At 65.6% G+C, this 13,483-nt stretch carries 15 protein-coding genes and 1 pseudogene; 9 read left to right on the forward strand and 7 right to left on the reverse strand.

Annotated elements, in window-relative coordinates; genetic code table 11:
- Positions 1-5 precede the first annotated feature (5 nt).
- Together AB0E94_RS41590 and AB0E94_RS41595 are read left to right on the forward strand one after the other, a co-directional pair.
- On the forward strand, positions 6-677 hold the full coding sequence (locus AB0E94_RS41590; RefSeq protein ID WP_360338187.1) for a 2'-5' RNA ligase family protein: 672 nt from the start codon (positions 6-8) through the stop codon (positions 675-677).
- A 404-nt stretch (positions 678-1,081) separates the two neighbouring features.
- Entirely contained in the window at positions 1,082-1,705 is a 624-nt protein-coding gene (locus AB0E94_RS41595) for a DUF6000 family protein (protein WP_360338190.1), read from the forward strand.
- A gap of 181 nt (positions 1,706-1,886) precedes the next feature.
- Here AB0E94_RS41595 and AB0E94_RS41600 read toward each other — a convergent pair whose 3' ends face one another.
- Both AB0E94_RS41600 and AB0E94_RS41605 read right to left on the reverse strand, forming a co-directional pair.
- Entirely contained in the window at positions 1,887-2,162 is a 276-nt protein-coding gene (locus tag AB0E94_RS41600; RefSeq protein ID WP_360338193.1) for a hypothetical protein, read from the reverse strand.
- Between the two features lie 116 nt (positions 2,163-2,278).
- Positions 2,279-2,569 carry a hypothetical protein gene (locus AB0E94_RS41605; protein ID WP_360338196.1) on the reverse strand — a complete coding sequence of 97 codons (291 nt, stop codon included), beginning with the start codon at positions 2,567-2,569 and terminating at the stop codon, positions 2,279-2,281.
- Positions 2,570-3,027: 458 nt separating this feature from the next.
- Between AB0E94_RS41605 and AB0E94_RS41610 the strand changes: the two genes are divergently transcribed.
- From AB0E94_RS41610 to AB0E94_RS41620, 3 genes are all read left to right on the forward strand, one after another.
- Positions 3,028-3,354: a helix-turn-helix transcriptional regulator gene (locus AB0E94_RS41610; RefSeq protein ID WP_360338199.1), complete on the forward strand. Its 327-nt coding sequence runs from the start codon at positions 3,028-3,030 to the stop codon at positions 3,352-3,354.
- Entirely contained in the window at positions 3,354-4,442 is a 1,089-nt protein-coding gene (locus AB0E94_RS41615; protein ID WP_360338202.1) for a hypothetical protein, read from the forward strand. Before AB0E94_RS41610 ends, AB0E94_RS41615 begins: the two co-directional genes overlap by 1 nt.
- Positions 4,443-4,688: 246 nt before the next feature.
- Positions 4,689-4,835 (forward strand): hypothetical protein, encoded by a 147-nt coding sequence (locus AB0E94_RS41620; protein ID WP_360338228.1) that lies wholly within the window; start codon positions 4,689-4,691, stop codon positions 4,833-4,835.
- Between the two features lie 140 nt (positions 4,836-4,975).
- Here AB0E94_RS41620 and AB0E94_RS41625 read toward each other — a convergent pair whose 3' ends face one another.
- Positions 4,976-5,401 (reverse strand): peptidase inhibitor family I36 protein, encoded by a 426-nt coding sequence (locus AB0E94_RS41625; protein WP_360338205.1) that lies wholly within the window; start codon positions 5,399-5,401, stop codon positions 4,976-4,978.
- Between the two features lie 76 nt (positions 5,402-5,477).
- Positions 5,478-5,753, reverse strand: coding sequence for a hypothetical protein (locus AB0E94_RS41630; RefSeq protein ID WP_360338208.1), 276 nt, complete (start codon positions 5,751-5,753; stop codon positions 5,478-5,480).
- Between the two features lie 128 nt (positions 5,754-5,881).
- Between AB0E94_RS41630 and AB0E94_RS41635 the strand changes: the two are divergent.
- From AB0E94_RS41635 to AB0E94_RS41645, 3 genes and pseudogenes are all read left to right on the forward strand, one after another.
- Positions 5,882-6,031, forward strand: a pseudogene (locus tag AB0E94_RS41635) (IS6 family transposase); the annotation flags it as partial.
- A 307-nt stretch (positions 6,032-6,338) separates the two neighbouring features.
- The gene (locus AB0E94_RS41640; RefSeq protein WP_360338225.1) at positions 6,339-7,559 is read left to right on the forward strand and encodes a PQQ-binding-like beta-propeller repeat protein; all 1,221 of its coding nucleotides are present in this window, start codon (positions 6,339-6,341) and stop codon (positions 7,557-7,559) included.
- A gap of 498 nt (positions 7,560-8,057) precedes the next feature.
- On the forward strand, positions 8,058-8,621 hold the full coding sequence (locus AB0E94_RS41645; protein ID WP_360338211.1) for a hypothetical protein: 564 nt from the start codon (positions 8,058-8,060) through the stop codon (positions 8,619-8,621).
- A gap of 33 nt (positions 8,622-8,654) precedes the next feature.
- Here the strand turns inward: AB0E94_RS41645 and AB0E94_RS41650 are convergent, their stop codons facing one another.
- Both AB0E94_RS41650 and AB0E94_RS41655 read right to left on the reverse strand, forming a co-directional pair.
- The gene (locus AB0E94_RS41650; protein WP_360338214.1) at positions 8,655-9,635 is read right to left on the reverse strand and encodes a helix-turn-helix transcriptional regulator; all 981 of its coding nucleotides are present in this window, start codon (positions 9,633-9,635) and stop codon (positions 8,655-8,657) included.
- 136 nt (positions 9,636-9,771) lie between these two features.
- A complete protein-coding gene (locus AB0E94_RS41655) occupies positions 9,772-10,152 on the reverse strand; it encodes a helix-turn-helix transcriptional regulator (RefSeq protein ID WP_360338217.1) in 381 nt (126 codons plus the stop codon).
- 419 nt (positions 10,153-10,571) lie between these two features.
- Between AB0E94_RS41655 and AB0E94_RS41660 the strand changes: the two genes are divergently transcribed.
- A complete protein-coding gene (locus AB0E94_RS41660) occupies positions 10,572-11,540 on the forward strand; it encodes a reverse transcriptase domain-containing protein (RefSeq protein ID WP_360338219.1) in 969 nt (322 codons plus the stop codon).
- 304 nt (positions 11,541-11,844) lie between these two features.
- On the opposite strand, the gene AB0E94_RS41665 is transcribed toward AB0E94_RS41660, so the two are convergent.
- Entirely contained in the window at positions 11,845-13,020 is a 1,176-nt protein-coding gene (locus AB0E94_RS41665) for an FAD-dependent monooxygenase (protein ID WP_360338222.1), read from the reverse strand.
- Between the last annotated feature and the right edge of the window lie 463 nt (positions 13,021-13,483).

Genomic DNA, 13,483 nt, shown 5'->3' on the forward strand with positions numbered 1-13,483 from the left:
ATGAGGTGAAGATTATCGAGGAGGAGTTTGAAAAGTTTCGGAAGATTCAGATTCTGACAAACCATTGGGCACGTCCTGTCGGGCGTCCCGCTTATTACTGGTACTTGACGTTCGATGATTTTGCGGGCCTGCATGACCTGGCTGTTCGCGCTCAGGCGGCGATTTCGTCTCCGTACTACGATCTGACGCCGTCTAGCGACCTGCACCTCACGCTAGACCGGATCGGATTTCAAGACGAGGTTAGCGGATCGGATTTGAATAGAATCGAAGCCGCTGCCTCTCGCGGATGCCGGGAAATCGCGCCGTTCGACATCACGATCGGAGCGCTGGGCGGTACGCCCGGAGCGATCGGATTTACAGCATACCCGGATCGGCCAATCCGGGACCTCCGAGAAGAGCTACGCGTCGCGACATTGTCGGCCTTCCCGTCCGCGCAAGTCAAGGACACTTTCTTCCATGCGCACGTCGCTATCGCCTACTGCAATTCGAGTGATATCCCCGCTGCAAATACCGTTGCGGCCGTCGAACGCATCAGAGCTGCGGCGAGCATTGCGGCGACTATCACAGAGGTGGCACTGGTGTCCCTCAAGCGTCAGCCGCAGTCATACGAGTGGACCACAGTCCTGCGTATCCCCCTGACCGGAACGCGGTATGGGCGACGTCAGCCCGGCCGGTGAGCCACCAACTCGCCTACCCGACCCGACCCTGGTATTCGGTACCGACTTCCCGCTCGGCTCACCGCACGCCTCCGACATCCCATTCAAGTTCGACACCCTGAGCCAGGACTCCCTGCCGGGGCAACTGGCGACCGCACGGCACATGAGCGCAGGGTGGGCTGGTTTCGCCCACACCCCGGGCACCCGAACGCGCCCGGCACGCCGCGGTGGCCCGCCTACACCCGCCGGGACCGCGCCACCATGTGGAACGACGCCACCTGCCGCATCGTCAACGACCCGGACCAGAAGAACGCCTGTACTGGAACAGCCGCACATGACGGACACTGCCGATTCCGGGACCCCGGAATCGGCAGCCGCCTCGGAACAGGGTCGCCGCCGACGACGCGATCAGGAAGGATGCCGTCGTGAGCTATCCGTCGCCCCTGCCTGACCCGGGAACGGACACCGTCCACCGCTACGTGATCACGACGCGAGCGGACGACGAGGGTCGAAGCGCCAGATACCTGGACCTGCTGCACGGTAACTTCATCAGCCGACCCGACGCAGATCCGGCTGAGTTCATCAGCGATCTGAAAAACGATGCCCAGCGGATCAGCGACGCTGAGCTCACCTTTCTGCTGCAAATCGATGGCCTTCCGGAATGGCGGACGCGGCTCACCGCAACCTGGCTCATCGGTCTCAGCCAACGAACCCGATTCCGCGAAAGCCTCGGCGAGCTACTGCTGGAAAGCCGGCTCTGCTTCAGCGGCCAGGGCTACTGCGTCGCGCTGGCGGCCTTCGGCACTCAGCGCGACGCAGAACTTCTGACTGGCTACCTCGATCACTACCTGCCACAGGTCGAGCTGCGCTACGACCAGGACTGGGCACTCGGCGCGCTCCTGCACCTGGACAGCAGTCTCGGCACCCACCACGCCGACCGATACCTGGCACCCGACGGACTCTGGGACACCTGGAACAAGCGCTATCCGGCAGGCCAGACAGACCCGGCCAGATACCAGCACCTCGTCGCCACAGCAGTTGGCTTGTGACGTCGAGCCGGCGGAGAAGGGGACAACGGCTGAGTTGGCCGAACCGGGTCCGCCTAGAGTCGAGCCAAGGCGGCGCGAAACTCCCGGCCGGGGCGAGGATTTCACTCCGTTTTGAGCGTCCCGGCCGGGAGTTTCGCGCCGCCGAACGTATCGATCCGGCGGTTTCAATCGCGCCCGGCGATCAGCCCTGGGCCGTGGCGTAATCGGGGCCGGTCGCGGCCTGCCGCACCTGGAAGGTGCGCCACTGGTTGCCTTCGGTGCTCAGCCGTCCCGGCGTGGTCCGCAGCGTGATGCTGAACGAGTCCTCGGGGGCGTCGGTCAGAATGGCGATCAAATCGCGGGCCATCTCGTCGGCCTCGGACAGCCGTCGGGCCTGGGTGTGGGCGAACTTGAGTCCGGGCACCGTGAGCGCCCACCAGCGGCCGGAGCGCGTCGCCACCACCTCGTAGTCGATCATCGCCGTAGGGTACGGACCCGCGCCCTTCACCGCGCAAGGCCATAAGCTGCGCGTCCGCGATCCCGGCGATCAGTCGGCGGTGATGTGCGTCACTCCGGGACGGCGAAACAACCGATTCAGGAGGGTATCGACCGATATTGCTGTGCACTTTTCGTGGGTCCCGGCTTACCCGCTCCCGCGGTGCCGGACACCGCAGCGATTACCGCGGTCCGGCCGTTCTTGGCCTCCTCCGCAAGATCATCAAGCTTGGCGAGTACGGTGTCCCGCCCGGTGAAGCCGATCACCCCGCCGGGCGGCTGACGTGGAATCGCACGAACCACCGGAACCTGGTCGCCGCGCCGCTCCTCCTCCACCCGGTCACGGGCGGTGGCCGGCACCCGCGTCTCGGCCGGCGTCGCGCTGAGCAACTGCACCAGGATGTGAACCGGTCGGTGGGCGGCAGCACCTTGCCGGTGAAGTAGGCCCCGATGATCCCGTGCGACCAGCCCGTCTCCGCGGCCAGCTCCCGGTACGTCGTCGACGGCTCACCACTGCGGTGCGCCTGGCGCCGACGCAGCCAGCGCAGCCGCTAGGCCAGATCAGCGATGGTCGTCACGTCGTCGAGCGATTGCTGCCGACTGCCGTCCGACTCCGTTGCCACGTCGCGTCGCCCATCCCCCCGAAGCAGGCCAGCAATATATCCGAGCCGCGGCCCGCGGGGGGCCAACGGCCAGCCCGCTCAGCTGACGGCGAGCAGCGTCGACGTGAAGACGATGTACCAGCCCGCGCCTCCACACGAGCCCCGCGAACTTCCGTGATTCCTGAATCCGGGCGCGCACCCTATGTCAGTATTTGACCGAGGTGCGTCAACCTGCGGGGGTGTTCGATGCGCGTAACGGTAGCTGTTGCTGTCGTACTACGAGCGTTCCTCGATGATCCGGCAGAGCAACGCTACGGCTACGACCTGATGAAGCAGACAGGTTTCGGCTCGGGCAAGCTCTATCCGATCCTCGATCGGCTGGAAAAGGCCGGATGGCTGGAGCGATCACACGAGAACGCGGACCCGGCCGTGCTCGGACGCCCTGCACGGGTGCACTACCGCCTGACCGGCGTCGGAACGCGCGCCGCGACACTTGAGCTGGCCGCTCTCAACGACCGCTTGCGCCGTCCGCAGCGACGATCGGTGCGCCTGTTCCCGGGTTGGAGCGCCTGATGGGCGGCCTGTTGTCAGGCTTCATTCTGTTCAGCGCGGGCGTTATTGGGGCCGTCGTCGGAGACATGGTCAGCGACGAGGTGCGCCAGCGCCTGGACCGTCTGCCCCTCAGCTTGATCCGCCTCTGCTGCCGCCGCTTGCCCGAACCGATCCGGAGCGACCGGGCGGACGAATGGTCCGCCGAGTTGGCCGCCATTCTGGCCAAGCGTGGCTCGGCAAAGCTTCCGATCACGCGCCTGGTCGTGGGTGTCCGGTTCGCGCTGGGCCTGGTCACCGCTACGCCAGCGCTCCGGCGTGCGGCCCTGACCCGCCGCGGCCGTACCAGCGACCCGCGCTTGGCCGTCACCGCCAGCGCCGTCATTGCGATCGCTTCGATTCTGCCGATTCTGGCTGCCGTGATCGGTACCGAAATCCCGATCGTCATCGTCATGTGCGGCTTTCTGGTTCTTACCGCCCGAATCATCCTGGCCGCGGTAAAGCATAGGAATCGACAGTCCTGGTTTGCTGTACTCGCGCTACTGCCTTTTGCCGCGTTCGGCACTTTAGAGCTGGTGGTGAATTGGCTACAGCTGTGGTGGCTGGATTCCGTCGTCGGTGACGCCGCCTACACAGCCGTCGCTACTGCGCTTCTGCTTCAACCGTTTCTGGCGTACCACTTCATCGCCACGCTGCGACCAGCACCAGGCGGCCGCAGAGTCCTCGCGGTCGGCGCGGTGTTCGCCGTGATCAACATCGCGAACTTCACACTTCAAGCCAGCGAAGGATTAGCAATCGCAATGTTCGGTTGCGCCATCCTGCTGGGTCTTGTCGGAGGAATCCTCACCATGCTGCGCAGTTTCTGGTCTTTGGGCCAGGACTTGCGCTTCCAGCAGATGCTCAACGGAATGGCGGCGACCCTGTCCGGGATCGCCCTCACCGGACTCACTTTTGGCATCAGCATCGAACTCGTGTCCTGGGACGTGGCCGTCCTGGCGGGTGGCGTGGCTGCGACGACGGCAGCGTTCGCCTACCTGGCAATTGTCGCGCCGCCCAAGTGGCTACGCGTGCCCTGGGCCCAGAGGGAAGAAGCCAACCCCGCAACGCCCTGAGCCTCGATCCCGGGCGCTTCAGAAGGCGACGCAGCGGAACACCAGCCGGATCGATCTTCCGGCCACGCAGGCGCCAGGATGGCGGCCAGGTCGCTCCGAGCAGCGCGCCCGCGGGGAACACCCACTTAGCAAAATGTCCGCCGCCGACCGTTCTGCCTCAGCGCGCTGGTGGGGCCGCCACACGCGATGCCGATGCTCACATCGACGCCGGCACCGACCGCTCCGTCGGAGCCGGTAAGCCGATAGGTGTCACACAACCGATCGCGGATCCGCCAGGGCATCGACATCGACGACGACGCGGTCGCCGCCGAGGTCGGCCATCGCTGGCGCAACCCGATCTGGCGCCACGACGACGGATCGTTCGCCGAATGGCGACCGCGAACGCCGGCCTGATGCACGGTGCCCGGTGGACATCGCTGCACGCGGCCCACCGGGAATGGCTCTGGTGCCGAGAGTTGGGCGGCGCCCGGTCGACCAATGGGAACGGTGAATCGCGGGGCCGCCGCTCCGCGGCCCCCGCTCCTATTTCACCGTCAGACGCACCACGGCTCGTTCGGATCGCAGGAATCGAGGTAGGCCGAGGAGGCCTTGTCGTTGCGGACCTGGCCACCGAAATTCGTCTTGGCGTACGGCTCGACGATCTGGTAACGGCCGCCGTAGTTGTTGTTCTCGAAGACGATCAGGTACTGGTCGGTGTTGTTGTGTACCGACGAGGCCTGGTCATTGAGGTTCACGCCGTTGTGGAACTTGTGCTGCGAGAAGACCTTGACGCCGGCGCCGCCCTGGGCCAGTCCAGCCAGGGTGGCCGGACTGCCCGCCTGGTTGAAGTCCTGGTAGAAGCACACCTGCCGGGTCGGGCAGGCGTAGTCGGCCGAAGCAGGCGAGGAAACCGCCAGAAGCGAACCCGTCAGGCTCAGGGCGATTCCCGCCCCGGCAGCCGCGACACGCCTGTTGAACATTTTCACTGATCCTCCTTGAAGCACTGTGGTGTGCGACGGAAAGGCTAGGAGGAAGCACTTGAATAACTGTTTATCGTCAGTTGACGGAGAAATCGAGGAAGGTGTCGGCCCGCTCGGCGAACAGATGAGCTGCCCCGCCGCCCGGCAGTTGGCGTGCACACTCGGGCCACCTCCCTATCGGCACGTCGTCGGAGCTCTGCAGGCCCCTCCCTATCGGCGCGTCGTCGATCGAATGGCGCTGGTGCTGCAACACCGCGAGTTGATGCCGCAGGACCATGACCTCGGTGTCCTTGTCGCTGTCGCAGCAACGCGACGCATTCGTGAGACCCAGGTACGCCAGGCGCAACGGCATGAATCAACATCCCTCGCGCAGTCACCGACGAGGAAGATCTCGGGGCACGCCGGCAACAGGACTGCCATGATCAACCCGTCGATGGGAAGGCGCTCTGACCAGCACGGATGCATTTCTCGGCAGGTACAGGGTTACGCGCCGACCGTCCCGCTCAGACCGTGATCGCCGGACATGCCTTCGTTCAGAACCTGCGCCGCGGGCATTACGAGATCGCCACCGAAACCCCAGCCTGGCTATGCCTGGCCGCCGCGTTCACCGAACTCGCCACGGCAATCTGACCACGGTCTCGGGCCGGGCCGAACAGTGTCTCCCGATCGAACAACACAACAGCGCCCCGCACCTACAGGAGGTTTTATGATCGAGGATCTTGACGATGCTTTGATGCAACAGGGCCAGCTTGTCCTATCACGTCCGACGGCGTCCAGGATGGCCTCTGCGTAGTCGCCGCCGACACCGACAATGCTGATTCGAGCACGGGCTACGCAGGGACGTCGTGCCCCTGAACGGGTTGATGCCCTCGCCCAAAAACGATCACGCAGTCGAGAGGCGTCGATGTCGATACCGCAAGGCAGAGCAGCCGCCGCGATGTACCGTGGCGGACCCGACCGGTGTGGTGTCACCGGCTCGGCAGCTGCGGCTGACGGATTCGTCCCATGGAGATTCAAGGCAACGGGCCCGATCAAAGGGTCGCCTGCGGTTGCCGGCGGTGTCGCCTACGTCTGCAGCCTCGACGGTGTTCTCTACGCTCTGGACGCCATGACTGGCCGGTTTCGGTGGCGATACCAGACGAGAACGGGCCTCGATTCGACACCCGCTGTGGCCGACGAGGTGGTGTACATCGGGGGTGACGGTCACCTGCACGCCATCGATGCGCGAACGGGCCGACGACGTTGGCGTTTTCCCATCGGCGACTCGCTGGCATCGTCGCCGGCCGTAGCCGACGGCCTGATCTACGTCGGAGCCGGCGACTGCCGCATGGTCGCCGTCGACACGTCGGGCACACTCCGCTGGGAGTTCACCACTGATGGCTTCTCGATCCTTCCGGGATCCCCGCCACAGCTTCGAGGCACGGGCTCGTCGCCTGCTTTCGATCAGGGCACGGTCTACTTCGTCGGTGTCGACGGCTGTGTATATGCCTTGGCGGCGAGCACGGGAAAGCTCCGTTGGTCGACACCCGTTGGAGGCAGCGACCGCAGCTCGGTTGCGATACACGGCGGAACGTTGTTCGTCGGCGCACCCGGCAGCCTCTTCGCCCTCGACGCAGGCAGCGGCGAAGAGCGATGGGTGCAGCACGTCGCCACCACGTTCGACTACGCGGTTCCGGCCGTGGCCGACGACACCGTCTACATCGCGGGCAGACACAGTCAGCTACAGAACGGCACCCCGTCCACGGAGGGCGACGTGTACGCCTTCGACACCACGACCGGACGCCGGCGATGGCAGGTGACGACGGCCAGTTGGATCGAAGCGTCGCCAGCCGTCGGTGGCGGATTGCTGTACCTGGCGACCAGGGGCTCGTCAACGGGTCCAGCCGTGCTTGCCATTCTGGACGCCACAACGGGTGAACTGCGATGGGAGCGCCAGGCCGACTTCCGTTCCGCGCCCGGCGCCTGGCCCGCCGACGGTATCCGCTCCTCGCCCGCTGTCGCGAATGGCGTGCTGTACCTCGGATACCCCAACGGCTACCTGTATGCCTGCCGTGCCGAAATCGGTGCCGGAATCGTCCCTCCAGATAGAAGTCGGAGGGTTCCGTCAGGGAAAGAGCCGGGGATTCTGCGAAGGATCCGCCGACGGCTCCTGGGATAAATCAGGCTCTTCTGGCATCCGCGTAGGTGCGCTGTTGCGTTGTTCGATCGGGAGACGTGTTCGGCCTGGCCAGGCGGCGCGAGTCAGATTGCCATCCGTGCACCGGGTGTGGCCGTGTTGCGCAACTGTGCAACGGGCGTCGGATGAGGACTGGCGCCAGGAGGCGTGACCATGATGAAGTCGCGCACTGCGGGGGAGATGACCCCGGATGAGCGCAGCAAACGATCCGCGCGGCTTGGAGGTGTTGCAGACAATGCTAATCAGCCAGGAGCAGCGGATCGTCGCGGCACTCGCCAGCGGTCTCAGCGAGAAGTCCGTGGCCCTCCGCCTCGGAGTCAGCCGTCGTGCCGTCGTCTATGCCCCTTCGCATGTTGATGGACCGGCTGTGCGCTGAGAACCCGTTTCCGGCCTGAGATCGTCCTCGGGGTGGCGAGAGCTGTGCCGCTTCCCTTGACCGCTTGAACGTCCGACCGCTTGAACGTCCGAGGAGGAGTTTTGATGTCATCGCATGGCCGTCGTGCCGCCGTCGTCGTCTCGATCACCGCGGCCCTGCTCGCCCTGCCGGCCCGCGCCCACGCCGACACGGTCACGTGGGCCATGGCGCCCTGCGTGACCGTTGACTCCATGGAGCTGGCTGCGGAACACCCTTCGCGGTTCGTCGTGATTGAGGGGTGGGTGACGCAATGCGGCCCGGTGGTCGACAACGGCGGGTTCCGCCTCGCCACGTACCAACTGGACGCGCCGGTAGGCGTCGCCCGCGGGTACAACGTGCGCCTGTTCGGCTCGGCCGTCCCGGGCGCGGCGCGCCACTTCGGTGCGGCGGTGGTGCCGAGGACGCCGGGGGAGTACGGCGTTTGTGTGCTCGCTGGTCAGTTCGAGCGGGTCGCCTGCTATCGGGTGGTCGTCCCCGCCGAGCCCGGCGGGGTGTGGCCGGCGGTCCAGCCGGTCGCTTCCGATGCGCCGTTGGTCGACAAGAGCGTCGTCACGACGCCTTATACCGGCGCGATTACCCCGCCGACGAAGCAGGAGACGACCGATCCTGCATGCGGCACGTGTTTTTGACGGAAGCACCGGGCGGCGGCGAGGCCGTCAGCGTCAGGATCCTCCCTCGGGCTGCCGGACGGTCGGAGGCAGTGGAACCGCATTCGCCGCACCGAGGAGCAACGCCAGCTGGAAGCGGTTCTCGACGCCCAGCCGGTCCATCAACGCGCGCAAAGCGTAGGCCACCGTGCGGCGGCTGATGCCGAGTTCGATGGCGACGGCTTCCTCGCTGAGCCCGGCGGCCAGCAGCGAGACGATCCGGTGGTCTCGGCTGGTAAGCACGATCGGCGGCACCTCCAGGTCGCGCGGGTGGGGGACCGCGTGCCAGATCCGGTAGAAGAGCTGGGTCAGTTGTGCGACCGCGTCCGGGTCGTCGATCTCGATCGCACCCGCCTCGAAGTCGGCGGGGTCGGTAGGGAACAGCGCGTTGCGCCGGTCGAACACCATGAGCTTGAGTGGCAGGTTCTCCGCCCGGCGATGCTCGCCGCCGGCGACGAGCGGGCGGTCAGGGCTGCCGTCGCGCGGCGCGAGCCCCAACGTACGCAGGCGGACACCCCTGGCCACCAGTGCGCGGTCGAGAGGGCTTGCGGCGGCTGCCGCAGCAGCGCTGATCACGTCCTCGGTGTTGATGGCCAGGTGCTCGTGTCGCTCGGCAGCCGCCAGGTCCGCGATCCGGCGGCGGGCGGCGGCGCGGGTCGGCATCCGGTGAACGGCAACGGCCGGAACCGTCTCCAGGCGGAGACCGGCGACGACGGCCAGGTGCTGCCGGTATCGGTCACCGATGACAACCGGAGATCGGTGACGCCGCACTCTGGCGAGGACGACGTCCACATCGACGGCGCTCCACTCACCTTCCGCGCCACGGTGCGAGTGCCGGACCGCACCGGCGGCGGCCAGTTCGTCGAGGGCCTGGCCGACGCGGGCGGGAGCCACACCGAGCTGCCGCCCGAGCTGCGGTCGGCTCGACGGGCCGAGCAGCGCGAGCCGCCGGTAGATCAGGTCCGCGTCCGGTGAGAGACCCCACCTGCCCAGCATGGGCACTACGGGCGGGCGCCCGCGTGCCTCGGCGGTCGTACCTCGTTTGCGCAAGGTGTCCTCCCGTGACGTGCTACCGCACCATGGTCGCGCCCGCTGGCGCGGGCGTCGAATCCGTCCGCGGTCCTGAGACCGCTCACGCCCTTTGCGGCGTGGTGCGGGGCCGCACTCGGGCATCTTCTATGTCGTCACGCAGGTCGGCGAGCAGGCGTCGTTCCGTGCCCGTCGCGCCGAGAACGACGGCCAGGGCATCGAGACGGTCGACCGGAGGCAACACGTTGCCGGCCAGGTACCCGCCGATGCTGCCGTGTGAGAAGCCCAGCCTCGCCGCGAGCTCGCGGTAGGTCAAGGGACCCCCGGGGTAGTGACGGCCGTGGCGCCTGCGCAACTTCCGCAGAACCTGAGCCAGGTCGGACAGAGTGGACGTGTTTCCGGCAGCCGATCGAACGAGATTCGCCGAGAGGACCGATGCCGGTCCGGTGATCATCTCCCTGCCCGCGCTGTCGTCACGATCCATTCCAGAGAGTCGGCTGTTCCTGAGTTCGAGGGCGGCGTTCGCGTCGCCACGCCTCTCGGCAGGCGAGCCGATGAGGGCGCGTTCACGAGCAAGATTTGAGGGCAACAATCCCGGCCTCCTTGGTTCCGTTGCTCCGGTCGCCCGAAAATACGTCGCCACCCCCGTCGAAAGCGGTGGTCCCGCCAGCCGATTGCGCAATCGTGCAACGGCCTAGGCCGCTCTCAGAAGCACCTCTGTCCGACTGACACGGCAGCGCCGCGGAACCCTTCGGTCCTGCGGCGCCTGGTCCGTCACTCCTGTAGTACCGGAGGCCTGCCCGGGGCCTCGCTTGGTCTTAGGCAGCCCGCAGCAGCGGAACAACCTGCTGCGCCAGCTTCCAACTGGTGTTACCGCCCACCTGATTCATGATCGCCGGGATTGTGGCCGCAGGGTTGGAGGCGAAGGTCGAGCCGATCTTCCACCCGGACTCGTACGGCTACCGGCCGGGCCGCTCGGCACTGGACGCGGCCGGGACGTGCCGGAAACGCTGTTGGAAGTACGACTGGGTGATCGATCTGGACATCCGGAAGTTCTTCGACAGCGTCCGGTGGGACCTGATTGTCAAGGCGGTCGAGGTGCACACCGACCAGCGGTGGGTGGTGTTGTACGTCAAGCGGTGGCCGGCCGCGCCCGTGCAACTGCCCGACGGATCGATCCGGGAACGAGACCGCGGAACCCCGCAGGGATCTTCGGTCTCGCCGGTGCTGGCGAACCTGTTCATGCACTACGCGTTCGACATGTGGCTGTCCCGGGAGTTCCCAGGGGTGGACTTCGAGCGCTACGCCGACGACGCGGTCGTGCACTGCGTTAGCCGGTTTCAGGCCGAGAGGGTCCTGGCGGCTTTGCATGAACGGATGGCCGAGGTCGGGCTGGAGTTGCATCCCGACAAGACGAAGATCGCGTACTGCCAGGACAGTGGCCGGCGGGCGAGGTTCCCTCTGACGGCGTTCACGTTCCTGGGGTTCACGTTCCGGCCCCGCTCAGCACTGGGCAAGAACGGCGAGCTGTTCACATCGTTCCTGCCTGGGATCAGCAAAGACGCCCTGAAGAAGATCGGTACGAAGGTGCGGTCCTGGCGACTGCACCGGCGCACCGGCAGCAGCGCCGCCGACCTCGCCCAGATGATCAACCCGGTGGTCAGGGGATGGATGAACTACTACGGATCCTTCTACCGCACGGCGCTGCATCCCGTGCTCTACCGCATCAACACCTACCTGCTGCGGTGGATCATGAAGAAGTACAAGAAGCTCAGGACCTGGAAGAAGGCGTTCCGGTCGATGAGAGACGCGGCCACGCGACATCCTCGGTACTTCGCACACTGGATCTGGGTGAAACCGGCTACGAGGTGATCAGAGCGATAGGAGCCGTACTACGGGAGACTGTTACGTACGGATCTGTGGGAGCCCGAGGGTGAGATTCCCTCGGGCTACCCGACCTCCGCGGAGTCGGGGCAGGCGTCCCGGACTACGGCGTGCCCACGGTCTGCCCTTTCTGCGGCGCCATTCGGTCGGGACGTGATGTGGCGAACCGGTGACACCGCCATGATCCGCGGTTTGTCGGCAGTCACCGCCGTCAGGTCGAGTGGATCACCGCCAGCCCCGGTCACCGGTGAACGTCGCGATAGCCGTTCATCAACCGCGCCAGGGGCCGCGATCACCTTAGGGCCGCACCCGACTTGGTCCTCCTGCTATGGGCTTCTTTCAGGCCGATAGCGCGGACGACATGGCGGCGGAGCCAGTGTGAGGTGATGTTGGAAGGCACAAAGAGCTGAGCTTTGTGGAGTGCCAGGTGCTGGTGTTTGGTGACGAATGGGCGCATGGCGGCGGCATACGTTTCAAGCGCCTTGGCCGGTTCGCCGGGGTGTTCCGCGAGTTTGTCGCCGAGGGTCGCGCCGCCCAGCATTCCGGCTGTGGCACCCATACCGGAGTACAGGGTGAGACACCAGGCGGCATCGCCCACAAGGACGACATGGCCCTTGTGCCAGGTGTCCATCTGGACCTGATTGACCGAGTCGAACAACATCTGCGGTGCGCGCTCAAGTTCATCGATCGCGGCTTCGATGAGTCCACCCGCGGAAACTCCGGCGAAGACTTCTCTCAAGATTTGCGGTGCAGGGCTGGAGAACTGTTCGTCGATGTCCTTCGTGCGATAAGTGAGTAGGACGGTAGGCGGCGTGTCCTCCATTGTGAAGATCCACATAGAGCGTTTCGGTTCCGAGATGACGGCCGCCTCCCGGTCGCCGAGCCCCGGGAGTTGGCGGCTCATCTGGAAGGCGCAAATCATCGCGTTCATCGGCTTCAGGAACTGGTCGTCCGGGCCGAAGACCAGGCGGCGCACCGTGGACCTCATACCGTCAGCACCGACGACCAGGTCGAACGGCTCGGTGTAGGTCTGACCAGTAGCACCGGTCCGCAGCGTGACCATCGCGCTGTTGGCGGATTGGAAAATTTCGTCCGGGCTGGTGTCGAAACGCACTTCGATCCGGCCATCTACCTTCGTCCATAGCCCGGCCTCGATGTCCCCACGCAGGACGGACTGTGGCGCTCCCGGCTGATCCCCGAATCCCAGGCCCGGCTCCCGCTTGCCGTCGCCCGCGATCTCCCAGTTCACGACATCCGTCATGGTGCGCTTGACAATCTCGTTGTATACCCCAAGCCGTTCTGCGGCGGCCACGCCCTCGGGAAACATGCCGATGAAGTAGCCGCCGGTACGGCGTTCAGGACTACGTTCTACGATCACCGGCTGCCAGCCGGCCTGCTCGAGTCGAATCGCCGCTGACATGCCTGCGATCCCCAGCCCGACGACGAGTGCTCTACGTTCGTTGCCCATGTCTCTCTCCGTGACCGAGTCGAGTCTTCCTTCGTAGGTTCGGAACCGGTGGCATCAAACTGAGGGCTAGGAGATCCGGCGTTTCCGGCTGGGCCAGACGTAGGTAGGAAAGCGGAACGGGGATGTGGTGAGCAGATGGCCGTCTATCGGGTGCCGGGGGCGCCAGTCGTGACCAGTTCCAGGAGATTGGAGTGGATCTGTGCAAACCGTTCCCGGATTACCGCAGATGCCTTGGCCAGAACCTCGTCATCCGGGTCTTGTTCCGGTTCGAGGAGAAGGTGGATGGCATCGGCGATGGCTCCGTCTGCCTCGTCACTCTGAAGATTCTGCGCTAGGCCTTCTCGTTGTGTTAGAAGCGCGCCGAAACCCGGAACCTGTCAAGTCAACTGAGACAGTTTGTTGATTTTGTTTAGCTTTGTGCTGCCGGAAGGCTGGTCGCTGCTGTGGCGGCGGCCTGTTCAAG

The sequence above is a fragment of the Actinoplanes sp. NPDC026670 genome, assembly GCF_040638175.1.
Lineage (GTDB): Bacteria > Actinomycetota > Actinomycetes > Mycobacteriales > Micromonosporaceae > Actinoplanes.

Coding starts and splice junctions, on each gene's coding strand:
- AB0E94_RS41600 (WP_360338193.1), bottom strand. CDS start 2,162: ATGATCGACTACGAGGTGGTGGCGACGCGCTCCGGCCGCTGGTGGGCG.
- AB0E94_RS41610 (WP_360338199.1), top strand. CDS start 3,028: ATGCGCGTAACGGTAGCTGTTGCTGTCGTACTACGAGCGTTCCTCGAT.
- AB0E94_RS41615 (WP_360338202.1), top strand. CDS start 3,354: ATGGGCGGCCTGTTGTCAGGCTTCATTCTGTTCAGCGCGGGCGTTATT.
- AB0E94_RS41625 (WP_360338205.1), bottom strand. CDS start 5,401: ATGTTCAACAGGCGTGTCGCGGCTGCCGGGGCGGGAATCGCCCTGAGC.
- AB0E94_RS41630 (WP_360338208.1), bottom strand. CDS start 5,753: ATGCCGTTGCGCCTGGCGTACCTGGGTCTCACGAATGCGTCGCGTTGC.
- AB0E94_RS41640 (WP_360338225.1), top strand. CDS start 6,339: ATGTACCGTGGCGGACCCGACCGGTGTGGTGTCACCGGCTCGGCAGCT.
- AB0E94_RS41645 (WP_360338211.1), top strand. CDS start 8,058: ATGTCATCGCATGGCCGTCGTGCCGCCGTCGTCGTCTCGATCACCGCG.
- AB0E94_RS41650 (WP_360338214.1), bottom strand. CDS start 9,635: ATGCTGGGCAGGTGGGGTCTCTCACCGGACGCGGACCTGATCTACCGG.
- AB0E94_RS41655 (WP_360338217.1), bottom strand. CDS start 10,152: ATGGATCGTGACGACAGCGCGGGCAGGGAGATGATCACCGGACCGGCA.
- AB0E94_RS41665 (WP_360338222.1), bottom strand. CDS start 13,020: ATGGGCAACGAACGTAGAGCACTCGTCGTCGGGCTGGGGATCGCAGGC.